Source organism: Arsenicicoccus dermatophilus (assembly GCF_046267915.1).
GTDB lineage: Bacteria > Actinomycetota > Actinomycetes > Actinomycetales > Dermatophilaceae > Arsenicicoccus > Arsenicicoccus dermatophilus_A.
In genome coordinates this window covers 112,358-131,335 of the sequence record NZ_CP176520.1, presented here as the reverse complement: position 1 = coordinate 131,335, position 18,978 = coordinate 112,358, and the positions used below count along the sequence as shown (strand labels likewise).

Below are 18,978 nucleotides of genomic sequence, written 5' to 3'. Positions count from 1 at the left end.
CCAGCCGCCTGTCCGCGGTCCGCGTTGCAGGTGGCCTGCTCCCCGCCGACGTCCTCACCGCGGTCCTCTCTGGCACCATGACCGGCCTGAGCGGTGCTGACTACCACCTCGGATCGGAGACCCCCCGCGAGGCCGCGGCCCGCGCGTGGACGCACCTTCTCGGCGCCTACCGCCGCTTCCGCGACGACCTCTCTGCACTGTCCGACGGTGACCCGGCCACAGGCGTGACCCGAGAGCGCTGGCTGGGCCCACTGTTCACCGACCTCGGATACGGGCGCCTGCCGCACACGACGGCCGGTGGACTCGTCGCAGGGGAGGGCGCCGCGGCCAAGCAGTACCCGGTCAGCCACATCTGGGGACACACGCCGATCCACCAGCTCGGTTGGGGCGTCGACCTCGACCGGCGCAGCCCCGGTATCGCGGGTGCATCCCGCGCGCCGCACGCCATGGTGCAGGAGCTGCTCAACCGGTCAGACGAGCACCTCTGGGCGATATTGACGAACGGGCGCACACTGCGGCTCCTTCGCGACTCGACGTCGCTCACGGGGGTCGCCTACGTCGAGTTCGACCTGGAGGCGATGTTCGACGGCGAGCTCTTCTCAGAGTTCACCCTCCTCTTCCTCCTCGCCCACCAGTCGCGCGTCGAGGTCGCCGACGCTGAGGCGCAGACGACGTGCTGGCTCGAGCAGTGGCGCACCACCGCCATCAGCCAGGGGGTCCGCGCACTGGCCCTCCTGCGCGACGGGGTCGAGAGCGCCCTGGGGACGCTCGGGACCGGTTTCCTTCAGCACCCGGCCAATTCGAGCCTGCGCGAATCGCTTGCGGACGGGTCCGTGCGGCTCGCCGACGTACACGCCGCCCTGCTGCGGACCGTCTACCGCTTCCTCTTCTGGTCGGTCGTCGAGGACCGCGGCGCACTAGGGCGTGTCTCTTAATGCTGGTAGCCAGAGGGTGATGGCGCGTAGGAGGATGGCGGCGCGGTAGGTGAGGGCGAGCTTGTCGTAGCGGGTGGCGATGGCGCGCCATTGCTTGAGCTGTTGGAAGCTGTTCTCGACGACGTGGCGTTTGGCGTACAGGCCAGGGTCGGTCTTCGGGGGCCGTCCGCCCTTGGACCCGCGGCGTGTGCGGTTGGCGCGTTGGTCGCGGGGCTCGGCGATCGCGGTGGTGATCCCGCGCCGCCGGAGCAGCGCGCGGTGGGCTCGACTGGAGTAGGCCTTGTCGGCCATGACCGCGTCCGGTGTCGTGCGTGGGCGGCCCGGGCCTGGGCGCGGGACCCGTACGGCGTCGAGCAGGTTGGTGAACATCCGGCTGTCGCTGCCCTGACCGGGACCGAGCAGCACCACGATCGGGCGGCCCTGGCCGTCGCACAGCTGGTGGACCTTGGTCGACAGCCCGCCGCGTGACCTGCCGATGGCGTGGTCAGCCGGCTCGATCCGCTGATTCTTGTGATTCGACCGATCCCCCCGCGAGGCGGGTGGTGTTCGTCGCGTGCTGGTGGGCGCGGGTGATGGTGGAGTCGACCGCGACGTCCCAGTCGATGACCCCCGCCGCGTCCGCACGGGCCAGCAGAGCCGTCAGCACCCGGTCCCAGGTCCCGTCACCGGCGAACCGGCGGTGTCGCTTCCACACGGTCTGCCAGGGCCCGAACTCGCCCGGCAGGTCCCGCCACGCGATCCCGGTCCGGTACCGGTAGATGATCCCCTCGACCACGGTCCGGTGGTCACGAAACCGCCTGCCCCGCTTTCCGTCCGCGCACGGCATGAACGGCTCGATCAGCTCCCACTCGCTATCCGAGAGCACCTGCATCCGCGACATGACACCGACAATCGCGTGTCACCACGCTCACCTTTGGGAGACACGCCCTAGTCGCGCCCGGCGCCGACGAGGAGGCGCGACACCGCTACGAGGAGTACTTCTCGTCAGCCCGGCTACGCGACCTCGCCCTTAAGCGGCACGGCAGCGGACACGACGACCTCTGGCAGGCCACCACGCTGGTGCTCGACGCGCTCGGCCGATCGGGAGGCGAACCCCGCATTGGCCTACCTGGCCTCGGCGGCCTCTTCACACCGACGTCAGCGGACGTGCTCGCGGGCTGCCGGCTGCCGAACACCGCCCTCCTCGCCGCAGTACGGTCGCTCTCGGTCGTACAGCCCAAGGGCGAGCCGCGCCGGATGGTCGACTTCGCGCAACTCGGCGCCGAGGAACTCGGCTCCGTGTACGAGTCGCTGCTCGAGCTCGTGCCCCGTCACGACCCGGTGACACACGTCTTCACGCTGGAGATCCTCGCGGGAAACGACCGCAAGACGTCGGGCAGCTACTACACACCGTCCGAGCTCGTCGAGCTCGTCCTCGACACTGCCCTCGACCCGGTCCTTGACGCGGTCGAGAAGCGCACGACAACGGGCGAGGAGCGGGCTGAGGCTCTGCTGGCGCTCAAGGTGTGCGACCCCGCCGTCGGTTCCGCACACTTCCTCGTCGCGGCGGCGCGCCGAATCGCGATGCGTCTCGCCGTGGCGCGGACCGGCGAGCTCGACCCGACGCCGACCGACTACAGCGACGCCCTGCACGACGTCGTCGGGAACTGCCTCTACGGCGTCGACCTCAACCCGATGGCCGCCGACCTCGCGAAGGTCAGCCTGTGGCTCACGGCGATGACGCCTGGCAAGCCTCTTTCCTTCCTCGACCACCACATCAAGGTCGGCAACGCCCTGCTTGGCACCACGCCGGCCCTGCTGCGCGAAGGCGTTCCGGACGCTGCCTTTGTGGCCCTGACTAGCGACGACAAGAAGGTCGTCTCGAGCTGGAAGAAGTCGAACAAGGCAGAACTGGCGAACCGGGGAAGCGAGGACCTCTTTGGGGGGGCCTCGTTCGACCTGGACCCTGCCCGTGCCCGTGAGGTGACCACCGAGGTGGAGAGGGCGCTGCGCACAGCGACGACGCTCGACGAGGTGGCATTCGCCGCCCAGCGGTACGCCAGGCTCGCCACTGACCCTGACACCGAGCGTCAGCGGCTCGCCGCCGACGCCTGGTGCGCTGCCTTCCTCGGGCCGAGGACCGTCGGGGCGGCCGCGATCACGACGGCCGTCGTCGACGACATCGCCGGCGGAACCGCCACCGACGCTGTGCAACGCGAGGTGCGACAGATCGCCGCGCGGCACCGGCTCTTTCACTGGCACCTCGAGTTCCCAGAGATCTTCCGCATCTCGGACGGAGACCGGTCGGGAGAAACCTCCGGATGGGCCGGCGGGTTCGACGCCGTACTGGGGAATCCCCCGTGGGATCGGGTCAAGTTGCAGGAGCAAGAGTTCTTCGCGACGCGTGCGGAGGACATTGCCAAGGCGAAGAACGCGGCCGCGCGCAAGAAGGCGATCGCCGCGCTGGCGGGCGGCGAACGGCACGCTCTATTCGTCGAGTTCAACGACGCAAAGCGGCGGTCAGAGGCTGAGAGCCACTTTCTCCGCGTCAGCGGGCGGTACCCCCTGACCGGAGTCGGGGACGTCAACACCTATCAGGTCTTTGCCGAGCACTTCCGTGCATCGCTGGCCACGACAGGCCGCAGCGGAATCATCACGCCTACGGGCCTCGCGACGGACGCGACCACGGCACCCTTCTTCGCCGACACCCTCGCCAGCGACCGGCTCGCAGCCTTCTATGATTTCGAGAACGAGGCCAAGATATTCCCCGGCGTTCACAACCAGTTCCGCTTCGCGGTGACCAGCATGTCTGGCGGGGTTCGGATTACGAACGTGGCCCTCGCCTTCTACACGCGGTACGTCCGAGACGTGATCGCCCGCCGTTTCATCGTGGCCCCTACCGAGATCCAGATGCTTAACCCGAACACGGGGACTCTGCCTGTATTCCGGACGCGGCGCGACGCGGACATCACCCTGGGGTGCTACCGACGGCACCCCGTGCTCATCCGCGACGGTGAAGCCAACCACTGGAACCTGACCTTTGTCCGCCTCTTCGACATGGCCAACGACAGTGCGGTGTTTCGCACAGAAGTTGACTGCGAGCGAACGGGCGGCAAATACGACGGCTGGGGTTGGGACGCTCCGGGCGGCACGTACCAGCCGCTCTATGAGGCGAAGATGCTGGCCCACTGGAACAACCGACACGCGACCTACGAAGGCGCTACTCAGGCGCAACTCAACAAGGGTACGCTGCCTCGCTTGTCCGCGGAGCAGCTGGACGACCCTGCCGCGGACGTCCTGCCGCGCTACTGGGTTGACGCGCGGGAAGTGGCAGAGGCAGTGCCGTCGTGGTGGGACCGGGACTGGCTCTTCGGTTGGCGAGACATAGCGGGGGCGAGCAACATTCGCACCTTCATCTGCTCCGCGCTGCCACGTTCAGCAGTCGGACATAAGTTCCTGCTCGCTTTTCCGCTGCAGCCGACTCATGGCCCTCTCCTGCAGGCCGTTTGGTCATCCTTCATCTTCGACTATTTGAGCCGCCAGAAGGTGAGTGGGGCGAGCATGACGTACACAACGCTGCGTCAGTTGGCATCCCCTGTATCGAGCGATTTCATGCGGGCCCCCTCGTGGTCGGACGGCACTTTGGACGAGTTCATGCGAGCGCGCGTCCTGGAACTGACGTACACGAGCCATCGCATGGCGGGGTACGCCCGCGACGCGATGGCCCAGCCAGAGGAAGGCGCCGTAGGCGAACCCTTCCGTTGGCTTCCGGACCGCCGGGCGCAACTCCAGGCGGAGGTCGACGCAGCCATGCTTCACGTCTACGGCCTGGACCGAGAAGAGGCAGAGCATGTGCTCGACTCGTTCTTCGTCGTACGCAAGACCGAGGAACGCGAGTTCGGCGAGTTCCGCACGAAGCGTCTCGTACTCGCCGCGTACGACGCGATGGCCCAGGCGGCTGAGACCGGCGTGCCGTTCGTCTCCCCGCTCGACCCCCCGCCGGGTAGGGGGCCCCGCCACCCGGAGCGCGGGAGCATCGCCGGCTCGTCGTGATGGAGCGGGACAGTGCACCGTGTCCGGGTTGTTGTGGACCCGGACACCGCCGCGGTATTGGTTCAGCCGACCTCCCTGTCGGACGCTTGCCTGGCGGCTGGGGTGGCGCCTAGCAACCGTCTGGCGACCTCCGCCGTGTCGTCGAGGTAGTCGGCGAGTTGTCCGCGTGATTCGAGGTGCCACCAGGCGCGGCGGAGGGCGCGTTGGGCGGTGGGGTGTACGTCGAGGGTGGTGCAGGTGTCGGCGAGGGTGTCGCCGGTTGCTTGCATGTGGGCGAGGAGGGCTCCGGTGCGGCGTACTTGTCTGGGGGTGAGGAAGGGGGTGTAGTCGGAGAGGGTGGGGATGGCGAGGTGGGTGGGGAGCAGGTCGGGGAAGGTTGCTCGGGCGTGGGTTGCTTGGGTGGGTGTGGTGAGCATGGCGTGCTGGGCGGGGATGCGCAGGTCGCGGCCGTGGATGCGGGTGATGTGGCCGTCTTCGTGGGCGTAGGCGGTCAGGTCGACGCGCAGCGATGGGCGGCCCGCCCTGTACTGCTCTCCTCTGTGTCGAGTCGCAGCATCCAAAGCTCGAGGCCGGCTCGCCCGTGACCTGGACGTCCTAGAGCGAGTGTTGGCGAATCCGGATCTGAGCGCCGCCGACCGCCGCGACCTTGCCTCGCGTGAAGCCCACACGCGGTGGGCCCTCCAGCACTACCTAGTCTAAAGGTGACGCTGTGTGACCCCCGCGACCAACCCTCGACCTGAACTTCCTTCTTGAAGTGCGCTCGTGCTCAGGAGGTGGTCAATGGGGTCAGAATCGTCGTTCATCAGGGTCAGAATCTTCGCTCAAGAGCCGATTTGGGTCACGTGAGGTCAATTTGACCGTTCAAAACGGCTCGTTGGGTCAGAATGCGCCGACGCCGGACAACAGGCCCCAGATGGACAGAATCTTCGTCCAACGAGGTCAAAGTGACGGATTACCCGTCAGTAGAAGCGGTCTGTGACAGATTGCTCGTCCGGACACCCTGAAATGGACAGAATCACTCGATCCCGGACAACACGATCAGTCGTCGCCGGCGTGGGCGCGCAGATACCTCCCGAAGTGCGGCACCGTGAACGCGATGCGCCCCCGCTCCCCGGAGTAGATCAGCCCCTTCTTCATCAGCGCATCCCGAGCGGGCGACAAGGACTGCGGCTTGCGGCCGAGCAGCGTGGCCACGGCCGAGGTCGCCACGGACTCGGTCTCGTCCAGCGGGCGACCCGCCTCCCGCTCGGCGACCGCGGCGTCCGCCATCGCCCGCAGGTACTCCCGCTCCGCCGGCGTCGCCCGCTCGTAGCGGGACCCGAAGAACCCGACGGCCAGCTCCTCCTCGGCCGCGGGTGCCGCGACGCGCACGTCCTCCACCCGGATCGGCGAGGCGGGCGCCACGTCCCACGCGACCGCGCCATAAGCCTGGATGAAGTAGGGATAGCCGCCGGTCACGGCATACATCTGGGCGAGCGCGTCCTCCTCGAAGGCCGCGTCCTCCGACTCGGCGGGGGCCTGCAGGGCCTGGTCGGCGGCGGCCCGCGAGAGCCGGTCGATGCGGTTGTAGCGGAACAGCCTCTCCGAGTAGGACTTCGACGCCGAGAGCACGGCAGGCAGGTGCGGCAGCCCGGCGCCGACCACGATGAGCGGCGACCCCTGCTGCGACAGCTCGTGGCAGGCGGCGCACAGCGCGGACACGTCCTCGGGGTGCAGGTCCTGCATCTCGTCGATGAAGATCGCGATCCCGCGCCCCACGTCGGCGGCCAGCCCGGCGCAGTCGGTGAACAGCTCGACCAGGTCGATCTCGATGTCGCCCGAGTCGGCCCGCCCGGTGACGGCGGGCGCCTCGATGCCCGGGTTCCACCGGTCGCGCAGCTTGGCCTTGGGGTCGACGTCGCGCTGGGCGAAGGCCTTGATCACGCCGAGCACCTGGTCGACGTCCTCGCCCTGGGGGTGGCCGAGCTCGCGCACCGCGGTGTGCAGCGCGGACGCGAGCGGGCGCCGCAGCCGCTGCTCCGGGCGCGCCTCCAGCTTGCCGGTGCCCCACTTCGCGCGGACCGCGGCCGAGCGCAGCGCGTTGAGCAGGACGGTCTTGCCGACGCCGCGCAGCCCGGTCAGCACGATCGAGCGCTCCGGGCGACCGCGCGAGACGCGCTCCAGCACCACGTCGAAGGCCTTGAGCTGCTCGTCGCGCCCGGCGAGCTCGGGGGGTCGCTGGCCGGCGCCGGGGGCGTAGGGGTTCCTGATCGGGTCCACGCTCGGAGCCTATGCGCATCTCTAGAGCCGATCGCAGATGTCGTCATACACCAGGATCGTGTCGCCTCGATCCTGCTCACCTGTCGTCGGACGGAGACTAGACACACCCAGACATCCGTATGCCGGTCCGGACATCCCCACACCCGCGGACCGGGCTTGTAGGTTGAGCCCCATGGCCCTGGCCCGCTACGTAGACCTGACGATCGACGCCCGCGACACCGAGAAGCTCGCTCGCTTCTGGTCGCGTGCGCTCGGGCTCCGCATGGTCTCCTACGGCGCGGACGGGTACGGGCTCCTCGGCGAGGACCCCACCGACACCGTGTGGATCCGCCCGGTGCCGCACCGCGTCGACCAGCACCGGCGCGTCCACCTGGACATCTACGCCGCCGACACCGACACCCTCGTCGAGGCGGGCGGGTCGATCGTGGACCGGCACAGCTATCCCTGGGACATCGCCCTCGACCCCGAGCAGCGCGAGCTCGGGGTGGTGGTGCGCCCGTCCGAGCGGCGCCGGATGTACCAGGTCGTCGTCGACTCCCCCGACCCCGAGGCCAACGCCGCCTGGTGGGGTCGGGTGCTGGACACCAAGGTGCACCCCGTGCCCGAGGACCCGGCGATCGCGTTCATCGAGCCGATCCCCGGGGCGCCCTTCGAGTCGATCGTCTTCGCCCGCGAGACCCGCCCCAAGAGCGACTTCAACTCCATGCGCCTCGCGATCACCGCGCAGACACCCGACGTCCTGCTGCTCCTGGGTGCGACGATGTGCGACGAGGACAACCCTGATCCCGCGCGCACCTGGATGCGCGATCCCTTCGGCAACGAGTTCACCTGGGTGGCACCATGACTCTCTCCTCCGGCAGGCACGCCTTCACCGGCCAGATCGCAGGGCTCGGCTTCGCCGAGGGCACCCGCGTGGTGGTCGGCCACTGGACCGCGTCCCCCTTCGGCGCCTTCACCGACGTGATGGTCGAGCGCGGCGACGGGCACCGGGTCCTGCTGGCCCCGACCGCCGAGATCGCCGAGACCGTCGGCCGGCTCTACACCTTCGACGAGGTGCAGGTCGTGCCCGTCGACGCCGCCGTCACCACCAGCTCACTGGTCGTCACCGCCGGCCCCCTGCACCTGCGGGCGACGGTCGGCAAGCGCCCGACCCTGGGCAAGGCCCTCGCGGCGGCCCCCTCCGCGCTGCAGCGCACGAGCTGGTTCAGCAGGGTCACCGACCCGATCGCGCGCGCCGTCCAGCAGGGCGTCCGCACGCGCGGCAACACCGCCAACGGGCTGCAGGCGACGTATGGCGCCACGGACCTGCACCTCATCACCGCCGCCCAGGCCTCCTGGGGTGGGACGGATCTCGGCGGGCTGGGACGCATCGACCCGCCGGTCCGCTTCGGCTTCGGCTCCACGCCGCCCGAGCCCACCCTGACCTCGCTCACCACCACGATCGAGGTGCCCCAGCCCGACCCGCTCACCGGCGTCGTCGACTGCTGGGGCATGGGCGCGCTGCGCGAGAAGCAGGCCCGCGAGGCCGGGCACGCGCCCGCGGCCGCGCACGACACACCCGCCACCACGAAGCCCCATGCCGGGGAGCACACCTCACGAACGGAGCAGCACATGAGCGGTCAGCCCACCAACCACCCCACCGCCGAGTCGGACGAGGGCGTCACCGGAGTCGCCCGCGACGGCAGCCGCGGCACCGCGGGCGCCGACGCCGACGAGCGCGAGCGGGAGCACGTGGACGCCGCCGAGGAGCGGATGCGCGAGCTCACCGACGCCGCGGCCGCCGAGTCCGGCGAGGACGGTCAGGACGCGCGCTCCCAGCGCGCCGCGGGCGCCGACGCCGGCGAGATCCGCACCGTGCTGAGCGAGCAGCGCGCGGGCGAGGCCGACCAGGACCCTGACGCCTGATCCCAGCCCCACGATGAGGGCGTATGCCGCAATCTGTTTGCAAGGCTAGATTCCGGCATACGGCCTCATCATCGCCTCGGGCCCACCTCCGCGGCAGCGTCCTCTCTCGCGCTCGCCCGACCCCCGCGCGCACTTCTCTCGCCCGACCCCCCGCGCGCACTTCTTGCGCTCGCAGCTCAGGAACGACACGTTCTCGGGCTCAAGACGTGAACTAGGTGAGCTGCGAGCGCAGAAGTGGACGGGCAGGGCGGGCGCGCAGGCGTGAACGCGTCACTGCACGTCGGGCTGACCACCCTGCTCGCTCACCAGCGACCGCCCGGCGGCCTTCCACCCGAGCATGCCGTCGGTGAGGTTGGCGGCGTCGACGCCCTGCTCCACCAGCCAGGCCGTGGCGCGACCCGCCCGCCCGCCGCCGCGGCACGTCACCGGGAGCGGACGACCCGCAGGCAGCTCGCCCACCCGCGCCTCGAGCTCCGGCAGCGGGATGTGGATGGCGCCGGGCGCGTGCCCGAGGTCCCACTCGTCCTGGTTGCGCACGTCGAGGATCACCGCGTCGTCGGCGAGCTGGTCGCGGCTGATCTGGGGGACGTCGTCCTGGCGTTCGGTCGGAATACCCATGCGCGTCAGCCTCCCACGCCGCCCCCCAGTACGGAAGAGGAACGGGCGGGCGGCGCCGCAGGGCAGCGGGGCGGCGCGGGGTTACTTGAGGAGCTTGGACATCCGCCGGTCGGCGAGGGGCTTGCCGCCGGTCTGGCAGGTGGGGCAGTACTGCAGCGAGCGGTCGGCGAAGGCCACCTCGGCCACGGTGTCGCCGCACTCGGGGCACGGCTCCCCGGTCCGCCCGTGCACCCGCATCCCGGCGCGCTTGGCGTCCTTGAGCTGGTCGGCGGGCCTGCCGGACGCGGCGACCACGGCGGCGGCGAGGGTGTCGCGCAGCGCGGCATACAACCGGGTGACGGCGTCGTCGTCCAGCGACGACGCCTTGGCGAAGGGCGACAGCCGCGCCACGTGCAGCACCTCGTCGCTGTAGGCGTTGCCGACCCCGGCGATCACGGACTGGTCGCGCAGCAGCCCCTTGATCTGCACGTTGCGTCCGGCGAGCAGCCCGGCGAAGGCGTCCTGGGTGAACTCCGGCGCGAGCGGGTCGGGCCCCAGCCGCGCGATGCCGGGCACCTCCTGCAGGGAGCGGACGACGTATGCCGCCAAGGACTTCCGCGTGCCCGCCTCGGTCAGGTCGAAGCCACCGCCACCGAGCAGCCCCACCCGCAGGGCGATCGGCGACTTCCCGGGCCGCACGGTGGTGCCGGGCAGCTCGTCGTACCACCGCAGCCAGCCGGCCTTGGCGAGGTGGAAGACCAGGTGCAGCCCGTCGCAGTCGACGTCCACGAACTTGCCGTGCCGGGACACCGCCGACACCACCGCCCCCTCGAAGGCCTGGGGCGGTGGGTCGACGGTCTTGAGCACCGAGAAGGACCCGAGCGCCACCTGGGTGATCGCGTCGTCGACCAGCCGCTCGCCGAGGAAGTCGACGAGGGCCTGGACCTCGGGCAGCTCGGGCATGGCGTCAGAGCGGGTTCTGGTCGTCCCGGTCGGGCTGCTCGGCGAGCGCCTCGGCGTGCACCTGCGGGTCGGTCACGTCCGGGTGGTCGTGGGCGCCGATGTCGCGCAGCTGGTACTGCTTCTTGAGGCGGCGCCACAGGCCGTAGCCGTCGGGGGCGCGGTAGACCGGGGTGGTCGCGTTGATCCGCTCGATGGGCTGCAGCTCCTCGTTGGAGACCGGCAGACCGTGGGACAGGACCTGCTCGGCGGGGGTCAGCTCGCGGATGGCGATGAGCTCGACCACGTCCGGGTGGTCCTCGGCGAAGTCGCTGTAGAGCTTGGGGTCGTGCTGGCCGTCGTCGCCGACGAGCAGCCAGTGGATGTCGGGGAACTCCTGCCACAGTCGGCGCAGGTTGGCGCGCTTGTGCTCCTGCCCGGAGCGGAACCAGCCGGTGTTGGTGGGACCCCAGTCGGTGAGCAGCAGCGGCCCGAGGGGGTAGTTGTGGCGGGCGAGGAACTGGGTGAGCGTGGAGTAGGTGTTCCACGCGCCGGTGGACAGGTAGATCACCGGGGCGCCGGGGAAGACCTCCTGCAGCTCGCGGTAGAGCGGGGCCATGCCGGGGACGGCGCGGCGGGTGCTGGAGTGCACGACGAAGGTGTTCCAGGCGGCGATGAGCGCGCGCGGCAGCATCGTGGAGATCACGGTGTCGTCGATGTCGGAGACGATGGCGTACCTCGTCTCGGCGCCGATGACCAGGACCGGCGCCTCGGCCACGTCGGAGTCGGGCGACTGGATCGTCGCGGTGTGCCAGCCGGCCTCGAGCCCGTGGCCCTCGACGAAGACGTCGACGTAGCCGCCGCGGTCGGTGCGGGCCTCGACGACCTGGTCGCCCAGGCGGACGGTCACCGGGCAGTTGACCGCCGGCGGCGGCGTCGCGAAGCTGCGCCACCCGCGGTCGCGCTCCTGGCCGCGCAGGTCCTGCACGGCAGCGTCCGGCTCGGGCGCCTCCTGGGCGGCCGGGTCGTCCGGGCGGGCCATCTTGATCCGCCCGAGGACCCGCACCTTGTCGGGCGTGCCGTAGCCCGTGTGCCCGATCGCCTGGGTGCGCCAGCCGCGCTCGTGCAGGAAACCGGTGATCCGTCGGTGCCAGGCGTCCTCGAGGAGGGACGCCGCGTGGGGTCGCGAAGCCATGGCTCAGACCCTATGCGGTGCGCGGCCCCGGCGGTGGCGTTGGCGCGAGAGAGGCCGAGGTCGCGGCGGGGGCGCAGGTCAGAGGCGGGCGGCGCCGAGCCCGAGGACGGCGGCGATCCCCAGGGCCGAGCGCGGGTCGTACGCCGAGCGCCAGAGCCCTCCGTGGGCGGCGGCCCGCGCCTCCGCGCACCACGGGAGCGTGGTGCGGTCGCTCGCCGACCGGCCCGGGTGCCGCAGGTCGTCCACGAGCAGGGCTGCCATCAGGGTGTTGGCCGTGGCGGGCTCGAAGACCTCGACGCCGAACCAGTGGGCCCCGGCGTAGGCGGCCGCGAGGGCGCGGTTGCGGGTGACCGAGCGGGTGCGGGTGGGCGGCGCGACGTTGAGCGACACGGTGACGCCGTCGGCGGCGGCCACGGTGGCCCGCCAGCGGTGGACCCGCTTGGCAAGCAGGTAGTTCGGCCCCTGCTGCGACACGGTGCTGTCGCTGATGGCGGGCGCCTCGCGGGGGACGTACTGGCGGCGCAGCAGCCGTCCGCCGCTCGCGGCCCGGATCGGCTGTCGCACCAGGCGGCCGACCCGGCGACGCTGATAGCTGCGGACGGAGTGGTCGACGACGTCCGCGGGCACGACGAAGGCGTCGGTCGGGGTGGCGAGGAAGGCCAGCGCCAGGTCGCCGCCGCGCCGCTCCAGGAGCCGCACGGCGAGCGCGTCACAGGCCGTGGCCAGGCGCAGGTTGGTGGCGGCGTCGGCATACACGTAGTTGCCGAGCACCAGCGGCCCGTCGAGGGACTCGAGCCAGGTGGCCACCGACCCGAGGTCGTGCAGCAGGTCGGCGCCGGCGTGCCGCGTCTGGGCGCCGTGCGCTGGATCTGCCTGTGCCGCCCGGGCGTCCACCGGCAGGACGAGCCGTCCGGCGCTGCCGCGGGCCACGTCGGCGAGGCGGGCCCACAGCGCGGGTCGGGGCAGGTCCACGCCGACGACCTCGCCGCCCCAGCGAAGCAGCGCGCGCAGCGGGCCCATCTCCGCGCCCGCGCCGAGCACCACGACCCGCTGGTCGCGCAGGTCCAGCCAGTCCGGGTGGTCCAGGACCCGCTCGACGGCCTCCTGGACGCCGCCCTCGACGACCCCGTCGCGCACCCACCGCTCCAGCCGGCGGCGCACGTCGTCGCCGCGCAGCCGCCGGCCCTGGTAGGGCAGCGTCAGCTCGCGCTCGGGCTCGGCCGTGCCCTGGACCACCTCGCTGCGCAGCAGGGTCCGGCTCTGCTCGAAGGCCGCGGCGAGCGGCTGCTCGGCGCCCCCGTCCGGGCCCACCCACCGCATCTGGCGGTGCAGCTCGTCCAGACCCTGACGGGCCACCCGGACCGCGAGGTCGCCGTCGTGCATCCCGACCTCGACGAGCCGGCGGAGATGGCGGCCGTAGTCCCGGCGCCACTCGGAGTCGCGGCGCGCCGACGCCGAGCCGATCGGGTCGGCGCCGGCCAGCGCGGCGGCGACGACGCGGCGACCGACGGCACTGGTGCTGCGTCGGTCGTCCTCGAGGGGGAAGACCACTCCGGTCGTGTCGGCCACGGGATGCTCCTCGTGCGGGGTAGGGGGCGCTCCAGGACATCACGCCCCGCGCCGGGGCGCACCCGCTGAACGGACCGCACCACCAGGCCCGGCGCGCTCCTAGACTGAGGCCATGACCAGGCCGGACGGGGGTGTGCTGCGCGGTGCCCGCACGGGCGTCCTCGCGGCCACCACGGTGTGCCTGGCCGCGCTGGCCCACGCGTGCGGCGGCGGGTCGCTGCCGGGGCCGGCGGCCCTGCTGGTCCTCGGCGCCCTGGTCGGCGCCGGCTCGCTGGTGGCGAGCGCCCACCGGCTGGGGACCCGTTCCCTCGCGGTGCTGCTCGGCGGCGGGCAGCTCGGGCTGCACCTGGCCTTCACGGTGCTCGGCCGCACCGGCGCACCGGTCGACCCCGGCGTCGGTATGGCGATCGCGGCGCACCACGGCCACGGCTCGGTCCCCGACCTCGCCGCCGCGCACCTGCACGCCGCCGGTGACCAGTCCGCGGGGGCGCACGCCGCCCTCGGGCACGTGCACCACGGCGGGTGGGTCATGCTCCTCGCCCACGTCCTCGCCACCGCGGTCACCGCCCTGGTCCTCGCCCGGGGCGAGCGCGCCCTGTGGCTGCTGGCCGGACTGGTCGCGCCCGCCGTACGCCCGCTGCCCGTGCGCCCCGCCCTCCGGCCGCGCCCGGCCCTGCCCGTCCTCCCGGTGCTCGCACCGGCCCTGGCGCACGTCCGTGACGTCGCGCCGCGCCGCGGTCCCCCGCTGCTGGTCCGTCCCACCTGACCTGCCAGACACCAGACCACCGAAGGACCTTCATGTACTCGCGCCTCGCGCTCCCCTGCCTCGTCACCCTCCTCGCCGTGTCCGCATGCGGCGCCGACCCGGCCACCGACAGCAAGACCGGCACCACCTCGGTCGCCCCTGCGACCAGCCCCTCGGCCACGGGCACCGCCTCGGCCACCGGCCCGCTCACCGTCTCCGACCCCTGGATCAAGGCCGTCAAGGGCGGCATGACCGGCGTCTTCGCGACGCTGCGCAACGACACCGACCAGGACGTCCGGGTCGTCACGGCGTCCTCTCCCATCGCCGACCACGGCGAGCTGCACCTCACCGTCAAGGACGCCTCCGGCGCCATGGTGATGAAGGAGACCAAGGACGGTTTCGTGGTGCCCAGGCACGGTGCCTTCGAGCTGCGTCCGGGGGCCAACCACATCATGCTCATGGGCCTGACCAAGCCGGTGCTGTCCGGCGAGACGGTCCCGGTCACCCTGGAGACCGCGGACGGCGTCAAGGTCGAGATCGCCGCGCCGGCGCGGGAGTTCAACGGCGCCAAGGAGACCTACGGCGGTATGTCGATGACTCCCAACCAGGGCGCGCCCACCTCCGTGACGCCCGCCCCGACCAGCTCACGCTGATGAGCACCGACGGTTCCCCGAGCGGGCCCGGCGACGGCGCCTCCGGACCCGGCGACGCCGCCCCTCGGCCCGGCGTCAGCCGACGTGGGTTGCTCACCGCGGGTGCGTCGGCGCTCGGCGGGGTGGCCGTCGGGGCCGCGGCGACGGCGGGGGTGGGTCGCTCCACCCCCGCCGCGCCCGGCGCCGCGCAGGACGGCACCGACGCGCAGCCCGCGGTGATGCCCCTGGGCGGGGGCGAACGCCGGGAGTTCTGGGGCGAGCACCAGCCCGGCATCATCGACCCGCCGCAGGCGCACGGCGTGTGGGTGGCGCTCGACCTGGAGCCGGGCGCCGACGTCACCGCGCTCCAGCGGCTGATGCGGATCTGGACCCAGGACATCTCCCAGATGATGGGCGGCACGGCGCCGTTCACCGACTTCGAGCCGGAGATGACGCGCACCACCGCGTCCCTGTCGGTGACGCTCGGCCTCGGGCCGCGGGTCTTCGCGCTGCGCGGCGTCACCCAGCCCTGCCCGCCCTGGCTGGGGCCGCTGCCGGCGTTCCCCGCGATCGACAAGCTGCAGGACCGCTGGTCCGGTGGCGACCTGCTGCTGCAGATCTGCGCGGACTCACCGATCACCGTGTCGCACGCCCAGTGGGTGCTGACCAAGGAGGCCCGCACCATCGCCACCGTGCGGTGGGTGCAGCGCGGGTTCCGGCAGGGCTACGCGGTGACCCCGCCGGGCGAGACGATGCGCAACCTCTTCGGCCAGGTCGACGGCACCGTCAACCCCCATCGAGGGGTGGACGACTCGATCCTGTGGTGCGGCTCGGACGCCCCCCGCTGGCTGCAGGGCGGCACCACGATGGTGCTGCGGCGCATCGCGATGCACCTGGACACCTGGGAGGAGGCCGACCCCGTCACCCGCGACACCGCCCTCGGGCGGCGCCAGCACGACGGGTCGCCGCTCACCGGCAAGGCCGAGCGGGACACACCGGACCTCGGCGCCAAGGACCGGCTCGGTCTCCCGGTCATCGACGACTTCGCGCACGTCCGTCGCTCGATGCCCCACCGCACCGACCGGACGGACCGCTTCCTGCGGCGGCCCTTCAACTACGACGACGCCCCCGAGCCCGGTCAGCTCAGCAACGCCGGGCTGCTGTTCATCGCCTACCAGGCGCAGCTGGCGCAGTTCGTCGAGGTGCAGCGTCGCCTCGCCGAGGGCGACCTGCTCAACACCTGGACCACCCCGGTCGGCTCCTCGGTCTGGGCGATCCCCCGCGGCTGCCGTCAGGGCGAGCTGCTCGCCCAGGACCTGTGGGTATGACGAGGAGGACCCCCGCATGAGCCCGGCCGCGTCGCCCGTGCAGCGCCATACCGTCTCCTGGCCGTTGACCGACGGCCGGGTCACGATCCGCCCGGCGCTCGCGGGCGACGTGCCGGCCATGTGGGCCTATCAGCAGCTCCCGCAGACCCATCCGTGGGTCGGCCGGGTGGTCACCTCGCTCGACGACGCCCGCGCGGTCCACGCCGAGCGCACCGCCCCCGGCTGCTACCGGTGCGTCATCGAGGTGGGCGGGCAGGTCGTCGGCGACGTCGGCGGACGCTTCGAGCGGCCCTGCTCGCTCGGGCCGGAGGTCGACGCCTGGGACTGCACGCTGGGTTACGTCGTGCACCCGCGCGAGTGGGGCCGGGGCATCGCGTCGGCCGCCGTCCGCCTCGTCGTGCCGATGCTGCACGACCAGCTCGAGGTCCGCCGGATCGTGGCCAAGGTGTTCGCCGACAACGAGCCGTCGACGCGGGTGCTGCTCCGCAACGGCTTCGTGCTCGAGGGGACCGAACGGGCGTGCGTCCTCGGCCGCGACGGGCGGTGGCTGGACGACCACACGCTGGCGCACCTGCCGAGCGACCCCTACGACTCGCTGCCGTCTCCTCGTGCTCTATCGGACGAGCACTAGATGACGCCAGAGGTCCTGATCGACCGGCCTGGACGCGGCTCACCCCCCGCGTCGACGCGGTCTCCACAAGCCCGGAAGCCTTCACCCAGCGCAAAGGCCGTTCACCTGCGGCCTGACCATCCGCCGTGCGGGACCACCGACAGCGAAGACGTTGAACCGGCCGTGGGGTCTTGGGGATTCGTCGCGTCCAGCGCTGGAGCCATGTGCAGGCCACGCTCCTATGGTTGGACCACGGCTCGCCCCTGAGCGCACCCCACCTCAGCTCCAGAGGATCATCTGTGCTGTCCGACATCATCACGCGATGCTCTCGATACGCCCGCAACGTTGCCACCACCCCGGACCGGGCATCAGACCCCACACCGGACGCCGCAGGCCAGACCGGCCCGGTGCCCGGCGCCCCCACCACTGCGCCCGACCCTGGGCCCGGGCTCACCCCGGCAGCCGAGACGGAGGTCCTGCCGCAGATCGAGCCGCCCACGCCCGCTCCGAGCGCCGAGGAGGCGCAGCAGCCAGCAACCACCTCGTCCCAGCCCGAGCCCGCACCCGTCAGCCAGCCCAAGCCCGTCCCCGCCGCCGAGCCCACACCCGTCCCCGCCAGCGAGCCCACACCCGTCCCCGCCGCCCAGCCCGAGGCCCAGCCCGAGGCCCAGCCCGAGCCCACACCCGTCCCCGCCAGCGAGCCCACACCCGTCCCCGCCGCCCAGCCCGAGGCCCAGCCCGAGGCCCAGCCCGAGCCCACACCCGTCCCCGCCGGCGAGCCCACCGCCCAGCCCGAGCCCACACCCGTCCCCGCCGCCCAGCCCGAGCCCACACCCGTCCCCGCCGGCGAGCCCACCGCCCAGCCCGAGCCCACACCCGTCCCCGCCGCCCAGCCCGAGACCCAGCCCGAGCCCACACCCGTCCCCGCCGCCCAGCCCGAGACCCAGCCCGAGCCCACACCCGTCCCCGCCGCCCAGCCCGAGACCCAGCCCGAGCCCGCACCCGTCCCCGCCGCCCAGCCCACCGCCCAGCCCGAGGCCCAGCCCGAGCCCGCACCCGTCCTCGCCGCCCAGCCCACCGCCCAGCCCGGGCCTACCCCGACGGTGGACGTCCCACCCATCCCGGCCCCGGCCTCCGAGGCCGTCCCCATGACGAGCATCATCCCGGAGCCTGCGGGCGCCACGTCGGTCCAGGTGGTCGCAGCCTCCCCGGGCGACGTCGGGGCGCCGTCGCGCCCTGGCTTCTTCGCCCGTCTCCCCCTGCCCTACAAGATCGCGCTGCCCGCCGGTGGCGTTCTGCTCGTCGTCAGCGCGGCTCTCGGTCACGAGATCATGGGGGGCCCGGCCCCGACGGACAGGACCGCGCCCATCGAGGTGGCGGCTGTCCCTTCGGCGATGTCCACCACGGAGAGCGTCAGCAGCACCGAGGACATCTCCGAGGGCGTGGACCCGGCAGCGTCCGCCGAACCTTCGGAGCCCACCGAGCCTGCGGAGCCCACCGAGCCCTCGGAGCCCACCGGGTCCGCCGGCCCCACCGGGTCCACCGAGCACGTCGCGCCGGTGCCGACGTCACAACGCGCCCCGGCTCCCCTGCGCAAGCCGCAGCCTGCGACCACGCGCACCGCGCGGGTGTCCCCCCAGCAGCAGCGCCCGACCGGCCGACCCGCTCCTCGACCCTCGGGGCAGCCCGAGGCCCCGAAGCCTCCCGCGACGCAGCCTCCCGGACCACCGCCGGCGCCGCGGGACCCGGTGACGCCGCCGGCCCCCACGGTGACACCCACACCTGCGCCCCCGCCGCGACCGGCACCCACCGGCACCCCGCAGCCTCGCCCCAGCCGCACCCCCGTGCCCACCACGACGGCTCCGCTCGCGGAGACCGACGCAGAGTCGTGACTGCGCCGGGCGCGCCCGGGGGGACCACCAGGGGTGACGCGGGGCGTGAGCGCCGGCCGGTCGCTGCCCGTCGATCCGGGTGTATGCCACAGCCGCTAGAGATGCCGAGACCGTCGTGTCGAGCCCCATCGGCCGCGGAGTCGCCCCCGCGTCGTAGCCTGGCCGCATGAGCAACGACGCACCCCTGACCGACGAGGCCCTCGAGCCTCGCGACGACGACGCCCCCAAGGCCACCGACCACGCCGACGACCTGTCCGACCTGCCCGCCGCCGCGGGTGGCCAGGACCAGGGCGAGCCGGCGCAGGGCGAGGGTGAGCACAGCTCCTACTGAGCCCAGCGC

General features: G+C 72.4%; 17 protein-coding genes. 10 read left to right on the top strand and 7 right to left on the bottom strand.

Annotated features, from left to right (window positions below; translation table 11 throughout):
- The first annotated feature begins 77 nt into the window (after window positions 1-77).
- The gene (locus ACK2IS_RS00955) at window positions 78-935 is read left to right on the top strand and encodes a hypothetical protein (protein ID WP_409484299.1); all 858 of its coding nucleotides are present in this window, start codon (window positions 78-80) and stop codon (window positions 933-935) included.
- Here the strand turns inward: ACK2IS_RS00955 and ACK2IS_RS00950 are convergent.
- Window positions 918-1,815, bottom strand: a protein-coding gene (locus ACK2IS_RS00950; protein WP_409483857.1) for an IS5 family transposase whose coding sequence is annotated in 2 segments (ribosomal slippage) — window positions 918-1,454 and window positions 1,456-1,815 — 897 coding nt in all. Because the reading frame shifts where the segments join, the coding sequence is not laid out codon by codon here. The genes ACK2IS_RS00955 and ACK2IS_RS00950 overlap by 18 nt on opposite strands.
- A 179-nt stretch (window positions 1,816-1,994) precedes the next feature.
- Between ACK2IS_RS00950 and ACK2IS_RS00945 the strand changes: the two genes are divergently transcribed.
- Window positions 1,995-4,967, top strand: coding sequence for an Eco57I restriction-modification methylase domain-containing protein (locus ACK2IS_RS00945; protein ID WP_409484298.1), 2,973 nt, complete (start codon window positions 1,995-1,997; stop codon window positions 4,965-4,967).
- 62 nt (window positions 4,968-5,029) lie between these two features.
- Here ACK2IS_RS00945 and ACK2IS_RS00940 read toward each other — a convergent pair whose 3' ends face one another.
- The gene (locus tag ACK2IS_RS00940) at window positions 5,030-5,527 is read right to left on the bottom strand and encodes a hypothetical protein (RefSeq protein ID WP_409484297.1); all 498 of its coding nucleotides are present in this window, start codon (window positions 5,525-5,527) and stop codon (window positions 5,030-5,032) included.
- Between the two features lie 478 nt (window positions 5,528-6,005).
- A complete protein-coding gene (locus ACK2IS_RS00935; RefSeq protein ID WP_409484296.1) occupies window positions 6,006-7,226 on the bottom strand; it encodes an ATP-binding protein in 1,221 nt (406 codons plus the stop codon).
- Between the two features lie 172 nt (window positions 7,227-7,398).
- Between ACK2IS_RS00935 and ACK2IS_RS00930 the strand changes: the two genes are divergently transcribed.
- Window positions 7,399-8,070: a VOC family protein gene (locus ACK2IS_RS00930; protein ID WP_409484295.1), complete on the top strand. Its 672-nt coding sequence runs from the start codon at window positions 7,399-7,401 to the stop codon at window positions 8,068-8,070.
- Window positions 8,067-9,131 (top strand): hypothetical protein, encoded by a 1,065-nt coding sequence (locus ACK2IS_RS00925; RefSeq protein WP_409484294.1) that lies wholly within the window; start codon window positions 8,067-8,069, stop codon window positions 9,129-9,131. Before ACK2IS_RS00930 ends, ACK2IS_RS00925 begins: the two co-directional genes overlap by 4 nt.
- A gap of 270 nt (window positions 9,132-9,401) precedes the next feature.
- Here the strand turns inward: ACK2IS_RS00925 and ACK2IS_RS00920 are convergent, their stop codons facing one another.
- The 4 genes from ACK2IS_RS00920 to ACK2IS_RS00905 form a co-directional block, all read right to left on the bottom strand.
- Window positions 9,402-9,749 carry a rhodanese-like domain-containing protein gene (locus ACK2IS_RS00920; protein WP_409484293.1) on the bottom strand — a complete coding sequence of 116 codons (348 nt, stop codon included), beginning with the start codon at window positions 9,747-9,749 and terminating at the stop codon, window positions 9,402-9,404.
- 81 nt (window positions 9,750-9,830) lie between these two features.
- On the bottom strand, window positions 9,831-10,691 hold the full coding sequence (locus ACK2IS_RS00915; protein ID WP_409484292.1) for an Fpg/Nei family DNA glycosylase: 861 nt from the start codon (window positions 10,689-10,691) through the stop codon (window positions 9,831-9,833).
- 4 nt (window positions 10,692-10,695) lie between these two features.
- Window positions 10,696-11,862 (bottom strand): App1 family protein, encoded by a 1,167-nt coding sequence (locus ACK2IS_RS00910; RefSeq protein ID WP_409484291.1) that lies wholly within the window; start codon window positions 11,860-11,862, stop codon window positions 10,696-10,698.
- Between the two features lie 78 nt (window positions 11,863-11,940).
- The gene (locus ACK2IS_RS00905) at window positions 11,941-13,431 is read right to left on the bottom strand and encodes a hypothetical protein (protein WP_409484290.1); all 1,491 of its coding nucleotides are present in this window, start codon (window positions 13,429-13,431) and stop codon (window positions 11,941-11,943) included.
- A gap of 112 nt (window positions 13,432-13,543) precedes the next feature.
- Here ACK2IS_RS00905 and ACK2IS_RS00900 point away from each other — a divergent pair, with 112 nt between their 5' ends.
- The 6 genes from ACK2IS_RS00900 to ACK2IS_RS00875 all read left to right on the top strand — a co-directional run bounded on the left by ACK2IS_RS00900 (window position 13,544) and on the right by ACK2IS_RS00875 (window position 18,969).
- Window positions 13,544-14,197, top strand: a complete 654-nt coding sequence (locus tag ACK2IS_RS00900) for a hypothetical protein (RefSeq protein WP_409484289.1) — start codon at window positions 13,544-13,546, stop codon at window positions 14,195-14,197.
- A gap of 32 nt (window positions 14,198-14,229) precedes the next feature.
- Window positions 14,230-14,829: a copper chaperone PCu(A)C gene (locus ACK2IS_RS00895; protein ID WP_409484288.1), complete on the top strand. Its 600-nt coding sequence runs from the start codon at window positions 14,230-14,232 to the stop codon at window positions 14,827-14,829.
- Window positions 14,829-16,136, top strand: coding sequence for a Dyp-type peroxidase (locus ACK2IS_RS00890; protein WP_409484287.1), 1,308 nt, complete (start codon window positions 14,829-14,831; stop codon window positions 16,134-16,136). Before ACK2IS_RS00895 ends, ACK2IS_RS00890 begins: the two co-directional genes overlap by 1 nt.
- A 16-nt stretch (window positions 16,137-16,152) precedes the next feature.
- Window positions 16,153-16,767, top strand: a complete 615-nt coding sequence (locus ACK2IS_RS00885; RefSeq protein ID WP_409484286.1) for a GNAT family N-acetyltransferase — start codon at window positions 16,153-16,155, stop codon at window positions 16,765-16,767.
- A gap of 386 nt (window positions 16,768-17,153) precedes the next feature.
- Window positions 17,154-18,638: a hypothetical protein gene (locus ACK2IS_RS00880; RefSeq protein ID WP_409484285.1), complete on the top strand. Its 1,485-nt coding sequence runs from the start codon at window positions 17,154-17,156 to the stop codon at window positions 18,636-18,638.
- A 166-nt stretch (window positions 18,639-18,804) separates the two neighbouring features.
- Window positions 18,805-18,969, top strand: coding sequence for a hypothetical protein (locus ACK2IS_RS00875; RefSeq protein ID WP_409484284.1), 165 nt, complete (start codon window positions 18,805-18,807; stop codon window positions 18,967-18,969).
- Window positions 18,970-18,978: the final 9 nt, after the last annotated feature.

Coding starts and splice junctions, on each gene's coding strand:
- ACK2IS_RS00955 (WP_409484299.1), top strand. CDS start 78: ATGACCGGCCTGAGCGGTGCTGACTACCACCTCGGATCGGAGACCCCC.
- ACK2IS_RS00930 (WP_409484295.1), top strand. CDS start 7,399: ATGGCCCTGGCCCGCTACGTAGACCTGACGATCGACGCCCGCGACACC.
- ACK2IS_RS00925 (WP_409484294.1), top strand. CDS start 8,067: ATGACTCTCTCCTCCGGCAGGCACGCCTTCACCGGCCAGATCGCAGGG.
- ACK2IS_RS00920 (WP_409484293.1), bottom strand. CDS start 9,749: ATGGGTATTCCGACCGAACGCCAGGACGACGTCCCCCAGATCAGCCGC.
- ACK2IS_RS00915 (WP_409484292.1), bottom strand. CDS start 10,691: ATGCCCGAGCTGCCCGAGGTCCAGGCCCTCGTCGACTTCCTCGGCGAG.
- ACK2IS_RS00910 (WP_409484291.1), bottom strand. CDS start 11,862: ATGGCTTCGCGACCCCACGCGGCGTCCCTCCTCGAGGACGCCTGGCAC.
- ACK2IS_RS00900 (WP_409484289.1), top strand. CDS start 13,544: ATGACCAGGCCGGACGGGGGTGTGCTGCGCGGTGCCCGCACGGGCGTC.
- ACK2IS_RS00895 (WP_409484288.1), top strand. CDS start 14,230: ATGTACTCGCGCCTCGCGCTCCCCTGCCTCGTCACCCTCCTCGCCGTG.
- ACK2IS_RS00890 (WP_409484287.1), top strand. CDS start 14,829: ATGAGCACCGACGGTTCCCCGAGCGGGCCCGGCGACGGCGCCTCCGGA.
- ACK2IS_RS00885 (WP_409484286.1), top strand. CDS start 16,153: ATGAGCCCGGCCGCGTCGCCCGTGCAGCGCCATACCGTCTCCTGGCCG.
- ACK2IS_RS00875 (WP_409484284.1), top strand. CDS start 18,805: ATGAGCAACGACGCACCCCTGACCGACGAGGCCCTCGAGCCTCGCGAC.